Origin of the sequence: Niabella agricola (genome assembly GCF_021538615.1) — a bacterium.
Taxonomy (GTDB): Bacteria; Bacteroidota; Bacteroidia; order Chitinophagales; family Chitinophagaceae; genus Niabella; species Niabella agricola.
This window is the reverse complement of record NZ_JAJHIZ010000003.1, coordinates 1813359-1831523: the sequence shown is the minus strand read 5'-3', so window position 1 is coordinate 1831523 and position 18165 is coordinate 1813359. Positions and strand designations below refer to the sequence as shown.

Below are 18165 nucleotides of genomic sequence, written 5' to 3'. Positions count from 1 at the left end.
GGCTAAAAATCAAACGCGACCCACAAGCGGAGCATGCGGGGACGGAGCTGATAGGAAGCGGTGCTGATCATATTATTGCTGGCACGGATGGTTTCAAAGTAAGTGGTGCTGGCTATATTGGTGCAGCTTAAACGGAGTAGGATTTTTGTTTTATCAACCTTGTATTGGGCGTAAGCATCCACAAACAAACCGGAGGTAACAGGATTGCCCTTTTGAATAAAATGATAATACTGGTTGCTAAAATTAAAGCTGAATCCTTTGAACGGATAAACCGTAATACCCGACTGCTGTTTCCACTGTTGCAGGTCTTGAATCCGGAAGGCTGCCTGTGCAGACCGGGCGTGGTATTGCAGGTAGGTAGAGGATATATCCAGTTTGAGCCATTTCAAAACCGTAGGCGTAATCGAAATACCGGCCGTTTTTGTCACCGAACGGGTATCGAACAGCTGCTCATTCTGTAATTGTTGTGCCTGGGTGGTGTTTAGGCTCCCGCTCAGGACAATGGTGGTGTTCAGCGGGAAAATATATTTCCCTACCCGCACCGATGTGCCGGCGGTTTCGCTGTTATTAGTGATGGGTAATGCCTTTACAATCGTCAGGTTATCCCGTATTAACGTGCTATACATAAAAAAGTTTTTTGTAGCAGCATACTGCACGTCGAAATCGGCGAACAATACGTTGATGACTTTTTTATAACTGAAGCCGGCGCGAATACGATGATTGCGGTTCATCAGGAACGGCGTTTCATACGAAGCAAGATTGCGGTAGCCGGAAATGATCGCTCCTCCATATACCTGTTGAATGCCAGCCGTTTTGTAGTCTAAACGATAATCAAGGAACAGGCTATGTTCCCGGCCAACACGGTATTCCCAGTTAAGGGAAGGTTCAACGGTAAAACGGGCACCCTTGTCCTTATTGGTTATGAGTGAATCGTTGCTGTAATCGTAATGCTGCCATTTGGCGGGCGTGTTGAGTGTTAAACGGGCCCTGTTTCCATTATAAGTAAGCAAGGCGCCGGAAAACAATTCGTTTCTTTTCCAGTGAAGCGCATTGCCAAACCCTTCCGGAATGGTATACGAGCGATCAGCTTGTACCAGTTCAACCTGTGAATTCAGGTAGTGTTGTTGCAGATCAAGACCGGTGTTGAGACCCAGCGTCCAGTTTGCAAAAACCTTACTGTAGCTAAAGGTTGTTCCGTTGCTGAAATACCGCAGACGCTGGTATTGCCGGGTTTGCAGGTATGGAAGCCGGTTGTTAAGCAGGTCTTGAAGCGCACCCGGATCGAGCAGGGTCTGTTGCGGGTTTTCAGTATAATGAAAAACATTGCTGTAATTCAGCAGATGCTTTTTTCCAAAGATGAGATACCCATTCACAGCGCTACTGAAATCAGTGGCGGTATACCGATTGGTAGTTGTAGTCCTGTTTTGCGCCACCGTTGTGGTATGACCGGTATTCCGGTTGCGGTTTAGGGTACTGATAACATTGAAATAGTTTTTGGGGCTGTTTATATTATAATTCAGTCCCAGGTAAAACGCCTCGGTTCCGAGCCGGTTATGGTTTTGCTCGGTATAAGCAATGCTGTCTTCACCAGGCAGGTAATAGCGTGTATGAATGGTATTGTCGGTTCGTTGATGGTCCTTTATATAAAAACCATTTAGCTTGATGCCAGCATACGGATTCAATTTGTACAGGTTATTAAGGTTTACCATCTTACTGTTGTTGAAAAGCGTTCGCTCCGCATCAATTCCCGCGGGAGGCTGTAAGCCCGAAATGCCCGATTCTCTTGTGTACGTGAGGCCCAGGTCATTAAATTTTACTTCGTTGATGGCTTTAAATGCAGGTTTAAACGCCATACTTTTTCCTTCAATCGCATAGGCACGGGGAAGGGCACCTGTAAGCTCGGCATTGTGAATCAGTTTTAGTTTGCTCCGGTTTTTAAGGATGATATTTACTCCTGCGCGGTCTGATGGCACGATGCCGTTAAGCATCTTAACATCCTGGTTGTGTTCAATGACCTGAACCTTTTCCACATCTGCCACGTTGATATTATCCGTTGCGATTGAATACCGGTCATCCAGCAGGTTGTCGCCTTCAATATAAAATTTATTGATTGCTTTTCCCTTGTATTTAATCACACCGTTTTCGTCTACTTCTACGCCGGGCAGCTTTTTGATGATATCACCCAGCCGGCGGTCCGATTTTTCTGCAAAACGGGCTGCATCAAAACTGAGTGTGTCTCCTTTTTGAACAATGGGGGCCTGGCTCCTCACTGTTACATTGGGAAGCAGGCCGGTTGCGGCAGCCTGCATCATGAAGTGAATGACGGAGGTGTGCACGGGAACCGGCTGCTGGTTTTTTAAAAAGCCGGCGGCTGTTACCTTTACGGCAAGCGGTTCTTCCGGGTGCCCGGGTAAGCGTTGAAAGGAATAATAGCCTGATGTATCTGCCGTTGTAAACAGCAATCCGGCCTGGTCCTTTAACCGGAGGAGCGTTACGGTGGCACCGGGTATGGCATTGCCCAGGGTGTCCCTGATATGGCCATACAACCGGGGGGTAGCTGTTTGTCCGGTGGCAGGGACCGGCAGCCAGTAGAACAAGAACCAAAGCAGCCTGCTCATAAAGTGCAGCACCGCTTAAAGAGGATCTGTTACCAGGTCAATCGGATTATTGGCCTGAATGCCCGCAGGCTCGGCGCTGCTTTTCCGGACACTGATGCTTTTAATCTTCGAGGCGTCAAAGCCGTCCGTAATGCCGGCGGCCCGCCCGGTGGTTCGCTTACCCCGGTTGGCATCAATAAAGGCCTGCGGATTTCGTTTAAATGCTTCTTGTGCCTGTGCAAACGCTTTAGGGGTGGTGGGTGTTGCGTCGTCGGGCAGTCCAATAGGGGGTAGCCCCGTGTTAAAGTCTTCAACACGATTGAGGCGGTAAACCACTTCCATGGAATCGTCATAGGCTTCCAGGATAAGGCCCGGCAAGCCATGTAACCTGCGGGGTCCAAAGCGGTAGGGCAGATCTGTACAGAACCATGCCGTATACTGCCGCCCATAACTGCGGCCTCTTGCTTTCTGGCATACAAACCCCTGGATGGTTTTGGTTGAGTCAATAATTTTCCAGTTGATCAATGCCTGCGATGACAGAATGCTAAAGGCAGTTCCGGCCAGTGTTTTGATGGCGTAAACCCGGGGATTCGGATGGCCTTCGGTATAGAATTTATCGGAGGATGCGGCGGCTCCTCCGGTTAGTGTGATTTCTACCTGGTTGGGGTCGGGTGCATTTCTGAAAGCTGCTGCCAGCTGGTTTTTAATCAGCGTATCATTTTGTTTGGCCGTATAACTGGTAAAGTAGCTGCTTGTTTTTGTATAATCCAGTTCCAGCACTTCCTTATAGATATAATCCCGGCAGCTAGTGTCTTTTATATAACTAAAATCGTACAACACACGCCCCATAACCGGCTGAGGGTTTTTGACAGCATTGGAACTGGTTGCTTGAACGGAGATTTGGCCGCGCACGCTTACCTGGATAACCATAAACAGCAGTACGTAAATGCAACGGCAAAATGATGTGTTCCGGATCATAACGTATTAATTTATCGCAATTATACGAATATATCGTAGATTTACGTAATTGCAATAGCGTATTTTTTTGTTACCCAATGAATGGGCCATCTTTGCGTGCCATCAGGAGTACATTGGTCTGTATATTCATTTATGGGATAGAGACAGGAATGCGGTAAAAGCGTGCAAAGGCCAGCTGGCTTTTCCGGATCTGGTTGTTGATTGATGTTGTATTTTGCCTGAGTGTAACAGCCATTGAATCCAATGCTGCAATCCGCTTTTCAAAAGAATGGGCCGCGTTGCGGCTCCTGGCTCCCAAACTGGTATCTGCAAGCAGTGATCTTGTATAGTCAAATTCGCGGAGGATGGCTTTCTTTAGTCCAAAATCATCTTGTGCGAAAGCGCAATCCCGCACAGATCCTCGGTCTGCAGCAGGAATGTAATCATTTCTTTTTTAAACGGTTCTTTGTACTGCTATCCCGGTCGGTTTTTCCTTGGCTGGTATAGTGTACCGACCTGTTTATGATGTTTAACCGGAATTGCTGCAGCCTGGCAAAGTAGTGATAAGGACTTTGCTGATCCTGCTGCAGCTGCCGGAAGTGAGAAGCGAAACAAGGAGGACAATGACAAAACGCATTTGCTGGAATTTTAAAAAACTAAAGGCTGTTCAAAAGGATTGAACAGCCTGGTTTTAAATTTTGAAAGAAGTCCGGTTTATAATTGCCGCAACTGGATCTTATACTTTTTTGCAAACTGCTGCTGCGCATCTAAAAATTTCTTATCAATATCCTGGCCCTCTTTCTGAATATTGGTTACGATCAGCTGCATCTGCTGCTGCGCATCGGCGGGAGGAGCGGTTGAAAAGCGTAATCCCAGGATCTTTTTAAAATCTTCGCCCAATACTTTTTTAAAGAACCGGAACCCGTCCAGCAGTGAGGCTTTCATTCCAAAATCGTCTCCGTCAAATTGAAGGGCCTCCGCTTTTTTTGCCTCGTCGTTCACATAAGTAGAAAGATCGGCCAGCGTATGGTAGGCCTGTGCACTGTCTGCTGTTTGGGTAAGCTGTCCAAATTTTTGGGCCTCGGCTGCAACTTCCTGCTGAATCTTTACAAGTTGGTTGTTGTACTCAACGGCTTGTTTCTGGTTTCCTCCACAGGAAATCAACACAATGGCGCTCATCAGGATCAAATAGAATTTTCTCATCGGTTTAAAATTTTAATAAAGATAACAGCTTTTGCTTTAGCCATTTATTTTTTTTGAGGATTTAAAAATTCCCTGATATAACGGCTGATGTTTTCCTCCTCGTTCGTCGTTGGTTGTGGTTGTTGGCGCAGGTATCGTTTGTAGTACCCGGTTGCGCGTTCCCGGCTCTTTAAATAATGGTCAAAGATTCTTCCTGCCTGGAATAGATCCAGCGGGTTTTTAAAAATATAATAGGAAGTATCATACAGTGCAATGGCGCGGTTATAATCTTTAACAGCAATCGCGTTTGCGGCTTTTGCCGTTAAATAAGTAGCGGCCATTTCCTGGATATTAAAAGCGATGCATTCGGTTAGCAGCGAATCGCTGATGGTATAATTCTTTTTCATGGCATGCGCCAGTGCCGCGCCGTACGTGGCTGATTCGTTGTTGGCATGCTGCAGCTGCAGCCAGTTATAAACGCTCAGGGCGCTGTCGGGCTGCTTTACATTCAGGTAGCTGTAAAGCAGGTGGATATAAGCGTTGGAAAGGCTTATGGGAGCGACGTTGCGGATACGTAGCCGTTCACCCCAGGTAATGGCTTCATGATAACGGCCAGCATCGAAACAAAGTTCCACTTTTTTCCCCATTACCGGAAAATAGCTGGTGTCGGATTGTAAAAAGCGGTCCGCAACTTGTTCTGCCTCTTGTTTTTGTTTGACATTGTCAAGTAATGTACAAAGCTCATAAACCACCCTCCCGGCTGTAGGTTTTAGAGTATAGCTTTTACGGATATAGGCAAGGGCCGAGTCGGGCTGTTTAAGTTTCAACCATTCTCCGGAAGCAAAATGCCAGTATTTGTAGTTGCCGGGGTCCAGCGCAACGAGGTTTTTGTAGTGGAGAAGCGCCGTCTGTTCCGCACCCGCCTGGTCATAAAGCCGGGCCAGGTACAGCTGGGGCGACTGCAGGTTTGGATTCTTTTCATACAGTTTTAAAAAAGCCGCCTTTGCTTCGGGCGCATGGTCGCTCAGGTAGTGCACATAGCCCAGGTCAAACAGGTATTGCTCGTTCTCAGGCGCAGGTACCGCATTCAGATAAAGCAGCGCCTGGTCATAATCCTGATCCTTACAAAAGCCCAGCACTTTCAGCGGATCATAACTATTCTGTGCGCCGGCGACCAGAGAGCCCAGGCTTAGCAGAGTGATAATGAGTTTTTTACACATAATACAGGATTGAAGGAGTAACTATATTTTTGTAAATATAACTAATTAATTAGTTGTAAAAGTCAGGACGACGGGTATATTTAGGAGCTTGTTTAGATAAAAACCCTTAATTTCAGCTTTTCAAATCAAAAATTAATCATTATGGCAGATGCAACTCTTACCGCTTACAATGTGAAAACAAAAGAAAAGAATGTACCGATCCAGGACGCTGTGATTTCCCGCACGGCAAAGGGCGGATATATTGCGAAAGGGCATGACGGCAAAGGAAATAAACTGACCTCTCTCCTGGGAGAAGAAAAAGCATTAGCTGCTATTAAAGCTGGTTTGGCAAAACAGGACTGGTAATTTTACAACGCTATTTCTATACAGACCCCACATTATTGTGGGGTTTTTTGTTGGGCGGTGGCTAGAAAAGGATGCATGGTGAACATGGCTTTTTCGACGCTATGCACGAAATGCGGTCAAATTATCGGCCGGGAAGCACTCCGGTAACGATTGCGTAAAAAATGTTGTGCCCATGTGGTAAAGAGACGGGAAAAAAGCAATAAAATTGTAATCGATTGCATTGGTAAAAGCACTATGTAGATCGATGCTTGCAGATCCGGAATCTCATGGTACGCATAAGAAGTGATGCTGTATACCCTTGTTGTAAAGGGGCAGAAGCCGTATGTGAAGCAGGCGTTCGGAAAAAAATGGTACCCGGTGAAAGCGGTTAGAAATGCAATCAATGAGGTCGGAAACGTAAACCAGCATAACTGAATATAAATTCTAATTACTGCCGTATGAACAGAGTCTTATTATTGTTATTGACCATTGTGTTGGGAATCGCCGCCCGTGCCCAAACAAAAAAAATATCGGGTACCGTACTGGAAGATTCAAATGATCCGCTTGTCGGAGTTACGATCACATTAGAGAAGAGTAGTGCCGCCGCGCAAACAGACAGCCGGGGCCGGTTTTCAATCCTGGTACCGGACAGCGGCGAACCGCAGCTTGTATTTTCTCATACCGGTTATACCGGCCAAACGGTTGCTGCAAAGGATGGAATGATCGTTTCCCTTGTAAAGAACGTGGTGGCCGGCGACGAAGTGGTGGTCATTGGTTATGGTACCGCCCGCAGAAAAGACCTCACGGGTGCAGTGAGTTCTATAAAGGGTAGGGAACTGGAGAAATCGCCGGTGGTAAATATGGCCGAGGCGCTAACAGGACGGTTACCCGGGGTACAGGTAACCACAGTTGACGGAGCGCCCGGAGCAGAGATCGTAGTTCGGGTAAGAGGCGGAGGATCCATCACCCAGGACAATGCACCGTTATATATTGTAGATGGGTTCATTGTCGATAATCTTAATGATATCTCCTCGTCAGATGTAGAAACGGTGGATGTATTAAAAGATGCCTCCGCTACCGCCATCTATGGATCAAGAGGTGCTAACGGAGTGATCATTGTAACTACTAAAAAACCAAAAGCGGGCCGGACATCTGTAAATTATAATAACTTTTTCCAGAGCAAATACATGCCAAGGGAGTTAAAAGTATTGTCGCCCTATGAATTTGCTTTGTTGCAGTATGAATATGGTCTGATCCGGGGCACCACTTCCAGTGAATATACCAATTTTAAAAAATTTTTTGGAGCATATGACGACCTGGAGCTTTACAAATACCAGGCAGGTACCAACTGGCAGGATGAATTATTCGGAGGAGCCATAAGATCTTCCCAGCATAATCTTTCGATTTCGGGCGGTACCGAAAAAACCAAATTGAGTTTTGGTGCCACCTATAACAATGATGAGGGGCTGATGCTCAATTCCGGGCAAAAGCGTTTTTATTTCAACTTTAAATTAAATCACGAGTTGTATAAGAACCTAAAGCTGGATCTTTCGGCACGGTATACCAACAATATCGTTGATGGTGCAGGTACCTCGGGCAGTTCCAGTGTACGTATTGCTGATGGTATTCAAACAAGGCCTATAAACGGGCTGGCCGATCATATTGAAATTGACCCGATCGATATACAGGACGGGGAAGATGATTATGACAATTTTCTGAAAAGCCTGGTCAACCCGGTGGAGCTGGCGAAACAGGATTACCGGCAACGAAGCACAAGAGATCTCAGTTTGGGTGCAGCGCTCTCTTTTACTCCTTTGAAGCGGTTAAGTCTCCGATCGGAGCTGGCCGTTACCCTACGCACCGGCCGCAACCTCAGGTATTGGGGACCGCTCACCGGCGAGTCGCGCAATATAGGAAATGCCCAGCCATTGGGAGAAATCAGTTCTGCTTCTTCTGATGCTTATCGCCTCGTCAATACTGCCAATTTCCGGGCGTTCAACAACAAAAAGCACAACCTGAGTTTTTTGCTGGGGCATGAGCTCAATTTTGCCACGGGACGTTCAGCGCTCAACAAGTCAATAAAATTTGAAGAAGGTACTGCTCCCGAAGTATTATTTGCCAATATGGCGCTGGGTACCCCATACCTGGTTGAAACCCGCGAGTTGAGAGGCGAGGATATGGTATCCGGCTTTACACGGCTCAATTATACATTTTTAGATAAGTATATTCTCAATGCAACCTTGCGTGCCGACGGGTCCAGCAAATTTGCGCCAGGCAACCGGTGGGGCTATTTTCCATCGGCGGCTGTGGCCTGGAAAATGAAAGAAGAAAACTTTTTGAAAAATGCAGGTTTCGTAGATGATCTCAAGCTGCGGTTAAGCTATGGCGAATCGGGCAACAATCGTATTGCAAACGACAGCTGGCGGTTTTTATTTGCGCCCAGCCAAAACAGAAGCTATGGCGCCGGAGACGAATCGCAGGTATATTACAACATCTTAAACAGCTCATTGCCCAATCCAAATCTAAAATGGGAAACCACGGTTTCCAGGAATGCGGGGATTGACTTCTCGCTGTTTAAAAACAAACTGAATGGTGCGATCGATATTTATAAGAATACGGTAAAGGGATTGATCATTGATAATGCCATACCCAGTTACAACGGTTTTAGAAGTCAACTCATCAACCTCGGTCAAACCTCCAACCAGGGATTCGAAGTGGGGCTCAATGCTCCGATCATAGAAAAGAAAAACTTCAGCCTGAGCGCATCCTTTAATATCGGGCGCAACATACCAAGGATCGATAAGCTGGATGGTAATAATATCAGAACCTTCCAGTCGAACTGGGCAGGCACCGATTTAAAGACCCAGGATGACTACCTGCTGGAAACCGGCGGTACCATTGGGCAGATCTATGGCTACGTAGCAGACGGCTTTTATACCTCCGATGATTTTGAATCGTATAACGCGGCAACCAGGCAGTATGTTTTAAAAGACGGCGTTGCTTCTGATGCCGCCATACTGGGAGGTGCCATTGGTGTTCGGCCCGGTACCCTGAAACTGAAAGACCTGAATAACGATGGGCAAATTACTGCCGATAAGGATCGGCAGGTCATCGGCAACGCCGTACCCAAGCATTCGGGAGGTTTTGGCTTAAATGGCCGCGTCGGCGACTTTGACCTGAGCACCTTCTTCAACTGGGTATATGGTAATGATATTTATAATACCGGGCGTATCCAATACAATATGCTGTACCGGACCACTTTTGGCAATATTTCCGACCGGATGAATTCCTCCAACCGCTATAAATATGTAAACGAACAGGGCGAGTTGGTGACTTCACTTGAGGACCTGGTGGCACTTAACCAACATGCAACCGTCTGGTCGCCTTTTTCCATGGGCACTGCCTCGCCGGTGATTACCTCTGATGCCATTGAGGACGGTTCGTTTTTAAGGATGAGTTTCTTTACGGTGGGGTATACCCTGCCGCGCAGGCTTACGGTCAAAGCAGGGATTGCATCGCTCCGGGTTTTTGGAACCATCTATAATGCTTTTGTGCTCACGCGCTATACGGGTTACGATCCCGAAGTGTCTACCACGCGCAGCAGTGCCTATGCGGCCTTAACGCCCGGCGTCGATTATTCGGCCTACCCCAAGAGCCGGTCCTTTACGTTCGGTTTAAATGTAAACTTTAAATAAAAGCGGTTATGAAAAATAAGTTATCCTTATATATATATTCAACTCTTTGTATTACTGCAGCCAGCACTTCCTGCAAAAAATTTTTAGATACCGATTCGCCTTCCAATTTCACGCAGGAATATATCTACGCCAATTCCAACGAAGCCGTTAAAGGGGTATATAGCATTTACGCCTTGTTTAACCAGGATGCGTTCACCTCCCGCTTATCGGATTCATTTATTCCCAATACAGATGTAGAGGTAGGTGGTGTAGGTTCGGCACCCGATAATTCCCGGAGGGACATCTGGTCGATGGAAGCAACCGATGCCAATGGTGATATACGAACGGTTTGGGAGAATGCCTACAATGCCATTAACCGGGCCAATATTGCGGTAGAAGGGATTGAACAATCACCCCGCGCAACGCAGGCCGACATGAAACAACTACTGGGTGAAGCAAAGGCCTTACGGGCGTTATGGTATTACTGGCTGATCAATTATTGGGGCGATGTTCCATTTAAACTAAAACCTACCCGCGGCGGCGATACCCTGTACCTGTCCCGCACTGACAGGGGTGTCATACTAAGCACACTGATCCAGGACCTGATCAGCGTTGAGCCCGGTATGAAACCAGCAGCCGATGTGGAATACGGCGTGGAACGGGTGAACCGGGAATTTGTACAGGGACTAATTGCCCGGCTGGCATTGTGTCGGGGAGGATACTGGTTATACCCGGATATGATCATGCGCCGTAAGGAGGATTATAAAGATTATTATCAGATTGCAAGAGACTATGCACATAAGGCTATTTACGATTGGGGACGCACATTAAACCCTTCTTTTGCAGCGGTATTTGACAATCAGAGTAAATGGATTGTAGACAGTAAAACGGATGTATTGTACGAGGTTGCCTTTCAACCCGGCTTCGGGGATGTGGGCTGGAATATCGGAATGGCCGTAGATGCGGGGGATCATAATTATGGCTCAGGGTCTACATACAAGCCGTTGGCGCCTTCCTATGCGTATAGTTTTGACACACTGGATGCCCGGCTGGCAAAGACCGTGGCTTTTATTAAGTATGATAAAACATTAACACAGGCCCCCATCAGCATAACCGGATTGGGGATCGGAAATTGGAGCCGGCTGCTGATGCCTACGCCTTCTGGTCCAACCTCCGCGAAGGGAACCGGCATTAACTGGCCCATTATGCGCCTGTCTGATGTGATGCTGATGTATGCTGAGGCGGAAAACGAACTGAATAACGGGCCTACAGGTGCTGCAATTGAAATGCTTAAAACAGTGCGAAAAAGAGCATTCAACAGCGCTTATTGGACAGAAAAAGTGGATGCCTATGTAGCAGGTGTAGCTACGGGCAAGGATGCGTTCTTTAATGCAATTGTGAATGAAAGAGCCTGGGAGCTGGGTGGCGAATGCATCCGGCATTATGACCTGATCCGCTGGAACCTGTTTGGAAAAAAGATCGCTGAAGCCAAACAAAAACTGGCACAAATGGGCGAGAACGCCGTTAACGGTGCAGGTCCTTACGATTATTTACCCGTAAACCTTTATTACAGGATAAAGGCAGACAAGACCATTGAATGGTTTGGCGGTATTTTCAGAAAGAGCCCGGTGCTTCCTCCTCTGAAGGATAGTCCGTCCAAGGGCGATAACCCCGATGGTTATACCCGGACGCCCTGGATGTCGGCCTTGTACAATACCACTACCAATGGGCCGGCCGATTATATTCTTAGGTCCTGGAGGGGGTATAAGGATGAGTCGGGCAATGCACCGGTACCCTATATCCTGCCGCTGCACAGTTCAGTGGTCAGCAGCAGCCTGGGTTCCCTGAAAAACGAAGGGTATAACTTCTAATCCTAAAACTTAGTGAAATGAACAATCAATCAGTTTTCAGATATATATTCATATGGACCGCACTTGCAGTTGTTGTAGCCGGTTCCTGCAAAAAGGAATGGAAACCAGAGTTGGATGGAGAAGCGCCCCGGTTGTTCCGGCCTGTGATCAAAGGCAGTCTGAAAGCCCCCGGGAATTATATAGATGTTGCCTGGCAGAAAAATACGGAAACGGATAAATATAAAATAGAGTTGAGCATGGACTCATTTAAAACCGTTTCAAATGCTGTAGAAGTAAAAGATACCACTGCGGCTGCCGTTGAAAATCTTTTGTGGGAACAACTCTACCAGGTGCGGGTCACAGCGCTGCATCCAACGGATCCTTTAAAAAATTCACGTCCGGCAGATTTCGGGGAAATCAAAACACCCCGGTTCCCGACAATTGTAATAGATCCGGTTTCATCGGATGTGGGCTGGACCACTATCCTGTTTAAATGGAAAAACGAGGGAGATGCGGTAACTACTGTAAAAGTGATCAAAACAGATGACCGTACCACGGTTAAGGAGCTAACGCTTACGGCGGATGACCGGTCCCATGCTTATGTTTTGATTGAAGGATTGACGGCCGCCACGGCGTACCGCGTGGAACTTTACAGCGGAACGAAGTTCAGGGGTAGTAACAGTTATACCACAAAAGAAGCCATAGCGGGCGAGGTAATCGATCTGCAGCAGACAGACCCGTCAACGGTGAATCTATCCTCCGTTGTGGAAAATGCTGCAGCCGGAGTCACAATTATTTTAAAAAGAGGTGCTCTTTATGATATTGCTGCGGCATTGAATATTTCAAAATCCATTACGATCATGAGCGGGGCCGATCCGTTTGTAACAGCAAAAGCAAAAATAGCCATTACGGGGACCGGCAATTTTAGCATTCCTGCTGGTGCGAACATCGCAAAAGCGGCGTTTTTAGATCTTGAATTATATACAAATGATGCCGCGGGAAAGTACCTTTTCAATCCAAGTGGTGCAACAATCAATATCGACGAGCTCCTGTTCGATAATTGTATTATTCATGATCTGCGGGGGGTTACCCGCTTCAGGGGCGCCATCAAAATAGGGAAATATACCATTGAAAACTCCATCCTTTACAACGTAGGCGGATATGGCGTGGTAACGGTCGACGATGCAACCGCGGTGGTGCATAATTTTACGTTCAATAACTCCACCCTCTACAATGCTGAAAAGTTTTTTACCAGTAAGAACAATATGAACGGCAAGATGGCGGTGAGCAATAGTACCTTTTATAATGCGGTATTGTCGCCCAATTATATCATTGATTTCAATGGCACCACGCTATACCCTTCGGGAGGAATCGATTTTAATAATATAATCCTGGGAAGAGCAAAGGGAACAACGGCAACGCCACCCGTATATGAAATAAGGGGCATCAGGGCCAACCCGGCCGTTGTAGTCACATCCGGAAACAATTTTACGGCTTCCGATTTTGTATGGAAGAGTGATGCTTCAGCCATATTGCCGAGCTATACCAACTATACCAAAACCAGCACTGATATATTTGTGAGTCCGGATACCGGTCAGTTTTTCATAAAGGATAACGGGTTCCCCGGTAAAGGAACGGCCGGTGATCCGCGCTGGCGGCCCTGATCCGGAATGATTCCAACGAATATTTAAAAACGACCAATAGAATGACATTTAATATAAATGGAGGTATGTTAAGCCTGGCAATGGTCTTTTTTGTACTGGCCGGATCCTGTGCCAAAAAAGAAGACCCGGTAACCCGTGAAGGATTGGAGCTGCCAGCCCCCGGCGGTTTACAGATCCTTTCCGCTTCTACATCGGTTAAATTGAGCTGGTCCCCGGTTGCGGGTGCCCAGGGATATGTGGTAGAAATTGCAAAAGGGCCTGTTTTTATAAGTCCTTTTTATAAAAGCGATACAATTGCTGTTGCCGAAACGGAAGTAACCGGTCTGGATGCAAAAACGGGTTATGTGGCAAAACTGAAAGCCATTCATAAAACCAATGCATCCCTTACTTCAAAAGGGTTGTACCAGGGTTTCACCACGGCGGCGCCGGAAATACCAGAAACAGCACAGGCCTTCCCGGGTGCAGAAGGCGCCGGAAAATATACTACCGGTGGACGTGGCGGTAAGATTGTAAAGGTTACCAATTTAAATGATGCGGGTGCAGGCAGTCTGCGTGCGGCGATTGAACAGTCGGGTAAACGGATCATCGTTTTCGAGGTGTCAGGTAATATTAAATTAAAATCGCGGCTGCAGATCAGGAACGGCGATGTAACGATAGCCGGTCAAACCGCCCCGGGCGATGGTATCTGTATTCAGGATTATGAAATGAATATTGCTGCCAACAATGTTATTGTACGGTATATGCGGTTCCGGCTGGGTGATACGAATGTCGCTACCATTGAGCGTGATGCGTTCTGGGGACGGGATGTAGAAAACATCATAATCGATCACTGCTCCATGAGCTGGTCGATTGATGAAACGGCTTCCTTTTATCACAATAAAAATTTTACCCTGCAGTGGTGTATGGTTACGGAAAGTATGAATAACTCCGGGCATTCCAAAGGCGCTCATGGTTATGGCGGTATCTGGGGCGGTTCGCCGGCTACCTTTCATCATAACCTGATCGCCCATCATACCAACCGCAACCCCAGGTTTGATGGAGGGCTGCGGTATAGCAGTGGCAGTGGAACTGGAGTGGGAATCTTCGGCCCTGACAAAATCGATTACAGGAACAATGTGATCTATAACTGGAGTGGCAACAGCGCTTACGGTGGTGAAAACGGGGAATATAATATCATGAACAACTACTACAAACCGGGGCCGGCTACACCTGCAAGAGTCAATAAACGCATCATGCAGGTGTCAAAAGACAATGCTGCCGGGGCACCGGACCCCCTGGTTTATGGTGCGGGATATGGTAGGTTTTATATAAATGGGAATTATGTAGATGGAAATACGACCGTTACCGCCAACAACTGGAATGGCGGTGTGGATTATGACGCAGGGATTACTGAGGAAATGGTTCGGAAAACCGTTCCTTTTGCCGCTAATGAAGTGCCGTTGCATACCGCCGTGCAGGCATACGAAGCCGTTCTGAGCTATGCGGGGGCTTCTTATAAAAGAGATGCGGTGGATGCGAGAATAACGCATGAAGTAAGAACAGGTACCGCTACCTATAAAGGATCCGTTTCGGGTTTGCCGGGCATCATCGATACACAAAAAGACGTGGGCGGATGGCCGGTACTCAATGCATCGGTCGCTTCTGCTGATTCAGATGAGGATGGTATGCCGGATGCCTGGGAAACGGCCAATGGACTGGATCCTAAACTGGCCAATGCCAATAGCCGGGATCTAAGTGCAGTCTATGATAATATTGAAGTATACATAAACAGCCTTGTAAAAAGCATAACGGATAACCAGGTGAAATAACGCCTGTCTGCACATTCATAAAATAAAATCATTGCCAATGAGATCATCTGTAATTGTAAAGATGAAACGGATCCTGTTGATGACGCTGTTATTTGCAACAGCCTGTAAGAAAGAACAGGGCGGCAGGGCCACCGGCTTGCATGAGCTCGATAAGCCGGGTACATTAGTGGCACAGCCTCAATCAGACAAAGCGATAATCAGCTGGGATCCCGTAAGCGGAGCTGATGGCTATTTTGTAGAACTATGCAAGGGTGAAACCTTTTTCGCTCCGGCAGTCATCGCCGCTTCAGATACCATTGCAGGGAGCTCTTATACATTTGAAGGACTAACACCGAGCACCAGCTATGCGCTGCGGTTGCGTGCCATAAGCCGGAGATTTCCATCCGAAACTTCAAAGTCGCAGATACATACCTTTATGACAATGGCGCCGCCTGTTATTAACAAGGTTGCCGATGCCGTTGTTGCCGCCGATGGTTCGGGTAACTATACCACGGTGCAGGCGGCCATCAACGCGGTGCCCGAGAATGGTACCAACTATTACTATATCTATATAAAGAAGGGCACCTATAAGGAGGTGATTGAAGTAGGCCAGAACAAGCCCTATATTTACCTGGTAGGCGAAGATAAGACGCAAACGGTACTTACATATGATAACTACAGCGGCCGTCCCAAGCCGGGAGGAGGCACCTACGGAACCGCGGATTCCAGGTCATTCTATGTGAAAGGAAATAATTTTGTTGCAGACAATATTACGTTTGCAAATTCAGCGGGAATGAATGCCGGGCAGGCGGTGGCCCTGTATATTGATGCAGCCTCTTCAGCCTTTATCAATTGCCGCTTTCTGGGCTACCAGGATACCTGGTATGCACACAATGCCACCCGGCAGTATATAAAGAACTGCTATATCGAAGGCTCGGTCGATTTTATGTTTGGCGGATCAAAAACCTTGTTCGATCACTGCGAATTGTATAGCAACCGCACGGGCGGATATGTTACGGCCGCCTCCACATCTGCAGGACAGGATTACGGGTATGTATTTCAAAATTGCAGGTTCACCTCGGCAACAGGTATATCGGGGGTATACCTGGGCCGGCCCTGGCGGCCGGAAGCACAGGTGGTACTGATCTCCTGCGAGCTGGGCAGTCATATCCGAGCCGAAGGCTGGCACAATTGGAGCAATCCGGACAACGAAAAAACGGCTTATTACGCAGAGTATAAATCCACAGGACCCGGCGCCAACCCGGCTGCGCGCGTCAGCTGGTCGCACCAGTTAACAGATGCAGAAACCGCCCGGTATACATTCGAAAAAATGTTTGATAACTGGGATCCCGGCTTCCTTGCCGAAAATATACGCATCGTTACAAAATAATCATACACCGGAAGCGCTTGTTCGCTTCATTAATGTTAAAAGCATCAACTATGAAATTTTTTTTATTGCTCGTATTGGCCATGCCTGTCATGGCGTGTTCAAAAAGCAACACGCCTGTACCCGGTAAAGATCCGGATCCCGTTACCACGGGTGCCCCAACACCTGTAAGCGAAACCGGTTATGCCTTTCCCGGGGCAGAAGGTTTTGGAAAATATGCGACGGGTGGGCGTAGCGGCGTTGTAATAGAAGTTACAAATCTGAACGACGCCGGAACCGGCAGTCTGCGTGAAGCCGTTAAAGGAACGGCGGCTAAAATTGTGATTTTTCGCATAGCGGGAACCATCCGCCTTTTATCGAAACTCAACATCGGTGCCAATACCACTATTGCCGGGCAAACGGCTCCGGGCGATGGTATTTGCGTGGCCGATCATCCGGTAGTGATCAGTGGTGATAATGTGATCATCCGTTTTATGCGCTTCCGTATGGGCGACCGCTATCAGAACAAAGGCATGGTGGACGGCAGTGGCGGCGATGATGCGCTGGGCAACCTGGGCAATAAACATATCATCATCGATCATTGCAGTGTAAGCTGGAGCAGCGACGAGGCATTGACCATCTACCGGGGCGATAGCTTGACGCTGCAATGGAATATTGTTTCGGAACCGCTCAATTATTCCTATCATTTTGAAACGGGGGATGCGGATTATGAACAGCACGGATATGGGGGCATATGGGGATCTAAACATGGCTCCTTTCATCACAATTTAATAGCACATTGCCGAAACCGGATGCCACGGTTTGCAGGCGTAAGCACTTATACTCCTGCAACAGTGGGTGCGGAACTGGCCGACTTCCGGAACAACCTGATCTATAACTGGGGCATCAATAATATATATGGCGGAGAAGGAGGGTATTACAATATGGTCAATAACTACCTCAAGCCCGGACCTTCCACGACCAGTCGCAAAACGCAGATCGTGGCTATCGACTCGTCAGATCAATACCCTTATGCGCAGTACTATCTTAACGGAAATTATATTACAAGTTCTGCAGCCAATACCTCCAATAACTGGCTGGGGGCAAGCATGAAAAGTGGCAAACTGTCCGACACGGTAAAAGCAAAAAGAGCCACACCTTTCCCCGTAGAAACAATCGTTACCCACACCGCAGCAGAGGCTTACACTCTAGTATTACAAAAGGCCGGTTGTGTGAAGCCTCAAAGAGATACGCTGGATGCCCGCATCATATCAGATGTACAGAATAGTACGGGACGCATCATTGATGTACAGGGAGGCTTTCCGCATGGTACCGAATTTGCGCTTACCGTTAATGCCTGGCCCGCCCTGCAAACAGGAACGGCTCCTGCCGACACGGATAAGGATGGCATGCCCGATGATTGGGAAAAAGCAAAGGGATTGAATCCAAATGATATTTCAGATGGAAAAAAGTATACACTAAGTACCGGGTATACCAACGTGGAAGTGTATATCAACAGTCTGGCTACGGGTTTGTACTAAATT

General features: G+C 47.4%; 11 protein-coding genes. 7 read left to right on the top strand and 4 right to left on the bottom strand.

The features are described 5' to 3' along the window. Window positions 1-2: 2 nt before the first annotated feature. The 4 genes from LL912_RS13030 to LL912_RS13015 form a co-directional block, all read right to left on the bottom strand. Entirely contained in the window at window positions 3-2618 is a 2616-nt protein-coding gene (locus LL912_RS13030; RefSeq protein WP_235554009.1) for a TonB-dependent receptor, read from the bottom strand. A 15-nt stretch (window positions 2619-2633) separates the two neighbouring features. After that, window positions 2634-3575 (bottom strand): GLPGLI family protein, encoded by a 942-nt coding sequence (locus tag LL912_RS13025; protein WP_255785686.1) that lies wholly within the window; start codon window positions 3573-3575, stop codon window positions 2634-2636. Between the two features lie 693 nt (window positions 3576-4268). Beyond that, the gene (locus LL912_RS13020) at window positions 4269-4757 is read right to left on the bottom strand and encodes an LIC11966 family surface protein (protein WP_235554008.1); all 489 of its coding nucleotides are present in this window, start codon (window positions 4755-4757) and stop codon (window positions 4269-4271) included. A 44-nt stretch (window positions 4758-4801) separates the two neighbouring features. Next, complete coding sequence (locus LL912_RS13015; RefSeq protein ID WP_235554007.1) at window positions 4802-5956, bottom strand: tetratricopeptide repeat protein; 1155 nt, start codon at window positions 5954-5956, stop codon at window positions 4802-4804. A 141-nt stretch (window positions 5957-6097) separates the two neighbouring features. On the opposite strand from LL912_RS13015, the gene LL912_RS13010 reads away from it, so the two are divergent. From LL912_RS13010 to LL912_RS12980, 7 genes are all read left to right on the top strand, one after another. Continuing rightward, a complete protein-coding gene (locus LL912_RS13010) occupies window positions 6098-6301 on the top strand; it encodes a hypothetical protein (RefSeq protein WP_231008709.1) in 204 nt (67 codons plus the stop codon). Between the two features lie 437 nt (window positions 6302-6738). Further along, window positions 6739-9975, top strand: a complete 3237-nt coding sequence (locus tag LL912_RS13005; protein ID WP_235554006.1) for a SusC/RagA family TonB-linked outer membrane protein — start codon at window positions 6739-6741, stop codon at window positions 9973-9975. A gap of 8 nt (window positions 9976-9983) precedes the next feature. Continuing rightward, window positions 9984-11825 carry a RagB/SusD family nutrient uptake outer membrane protein gene (locus LL912_RS13000; protein WP_235554005.1) on the top strand — a complete coding sequence of 614 codons (1842 nt, stop codon included), beginning with the start codon at window positions 9984-9986 and terminating at the stop codon, window positions 11823-11825. 17 nt (window positions 11826-11842) lie between these two features. Beyond that, window positions 11843-13468, top strand: a complete 1626-nt coding sequence (locus tag LL912_RS12995) for a DUF4957 domain-containing protein (protein ID WP_235554004.1) — start codon at window positions 11843-11845, stop codon at window positions 13466-13468. 41 nt (window positions 13469-13509) lie between these two features. Beyond that, entirely contained in the window at window positions 13510-15276 is a 1767-nt protein-coding gene (locus tag LL912_RS12990) for a pectate lyase (protein ID WP_235554003.1), read from the top strand. Window positions 15277-15313: 37 nt separating this feature from the next. After that, window positions 15314-16645 (top strand): pectinesterase family protein, encoded by a 1332-nt coding sequence (locus LL912_RS12985; RefSeq protein WP_235554002.1) that lies wholly within the window; start codon window positions 15314-15316, stop codon window positions 16643-16645. A 50-nt stretch (window positions 16646-16695) separates the two neighbouring features. Further along, window positions 16696-18162: a pectate lyase gene (locus LL912_RS12980; protein WP_235554001.1), complete on the top strand. Its 1467-nt coding sequence runs from the start codon at window positions 16696-16698 to the stop codon at window positions 18160-18162. Window positions 18163-18165: the final 3 nt, after the last annotated feature.

Coding starts and splice junctions, on each gene's coding strand:
- LL912_RS13030 (WP_235554009.1), bottom strand. CDS start 2,618: ATGAGCAGGCTGCTTTGGTTCTTGTTCTACTGGCTGCCGGTCCCTGCC.
- LL912_RS13025 (WP_255785686.1), bottom strand. CDS start 3,575: ATGATCCGGAACACATCATTTTGCCGTTGCATTTACGTACTGCTGTTT.
- LL912_RS13020 (WP_235554008.1), bottom strand. CDS start 4,757: ATGAGAAAATTCTATTTGATCCTGATGAGCGCCATTGTGTTGATTTCC.
- LL912_RS13015 (WP_235554007.1), bottom strand. CDS start 5,956: ATGTGTAAAAAACTCATTATCACTCTGCTAAGCCTGGGCTCTCTGGTC.
- LL912_RS13010 (WP_231008709.1), top strand. CDS start 6,098: ATGGCAGATGCAACTCTTACCGCTTACAATGTGAAAACAAAAGAAAAG.
- LL912_RS13005 (WP_235554006.1), top strand. CDS start 6,739: ATGAACAGAGTCTTATTATTGTTATTGACCATTGTGTTGGGAATCGCC.
- LL912_RS13000 (WP_235554005.1), top strand. CDS start 9,984: ATGAAAAATAAGTTATCCTTATATATATATTCAACTCTTTGTATTACT.
- LL912_RS12995 (WP_235554004.1), top strand. CDS start 11,843: ATGAACAATCAATCAGTTTTCAGATATATATTCATATGGACCGCACTT.
- LL912_RS12990 (WP_235554003.1), top strand. CDS start 13,510: ATGACATTTAATATAAATGGAGGTATGTTAAGCCTGGCAATGGTCTTT.
- LL912_RS12985 (WP_235554002.1), top strand. CDS start 15,314: ATGAGATCATCTGTAATTGTAAAGATGAAACGGATCCTGTTGATGACG.
- LL912_RS12980 (WP_235554001.1), top strand. CDS start 16,696: ATGAAATTTTTTTTATTGCTCGTATTGGCCATGCCTGTCATGGCGTGT.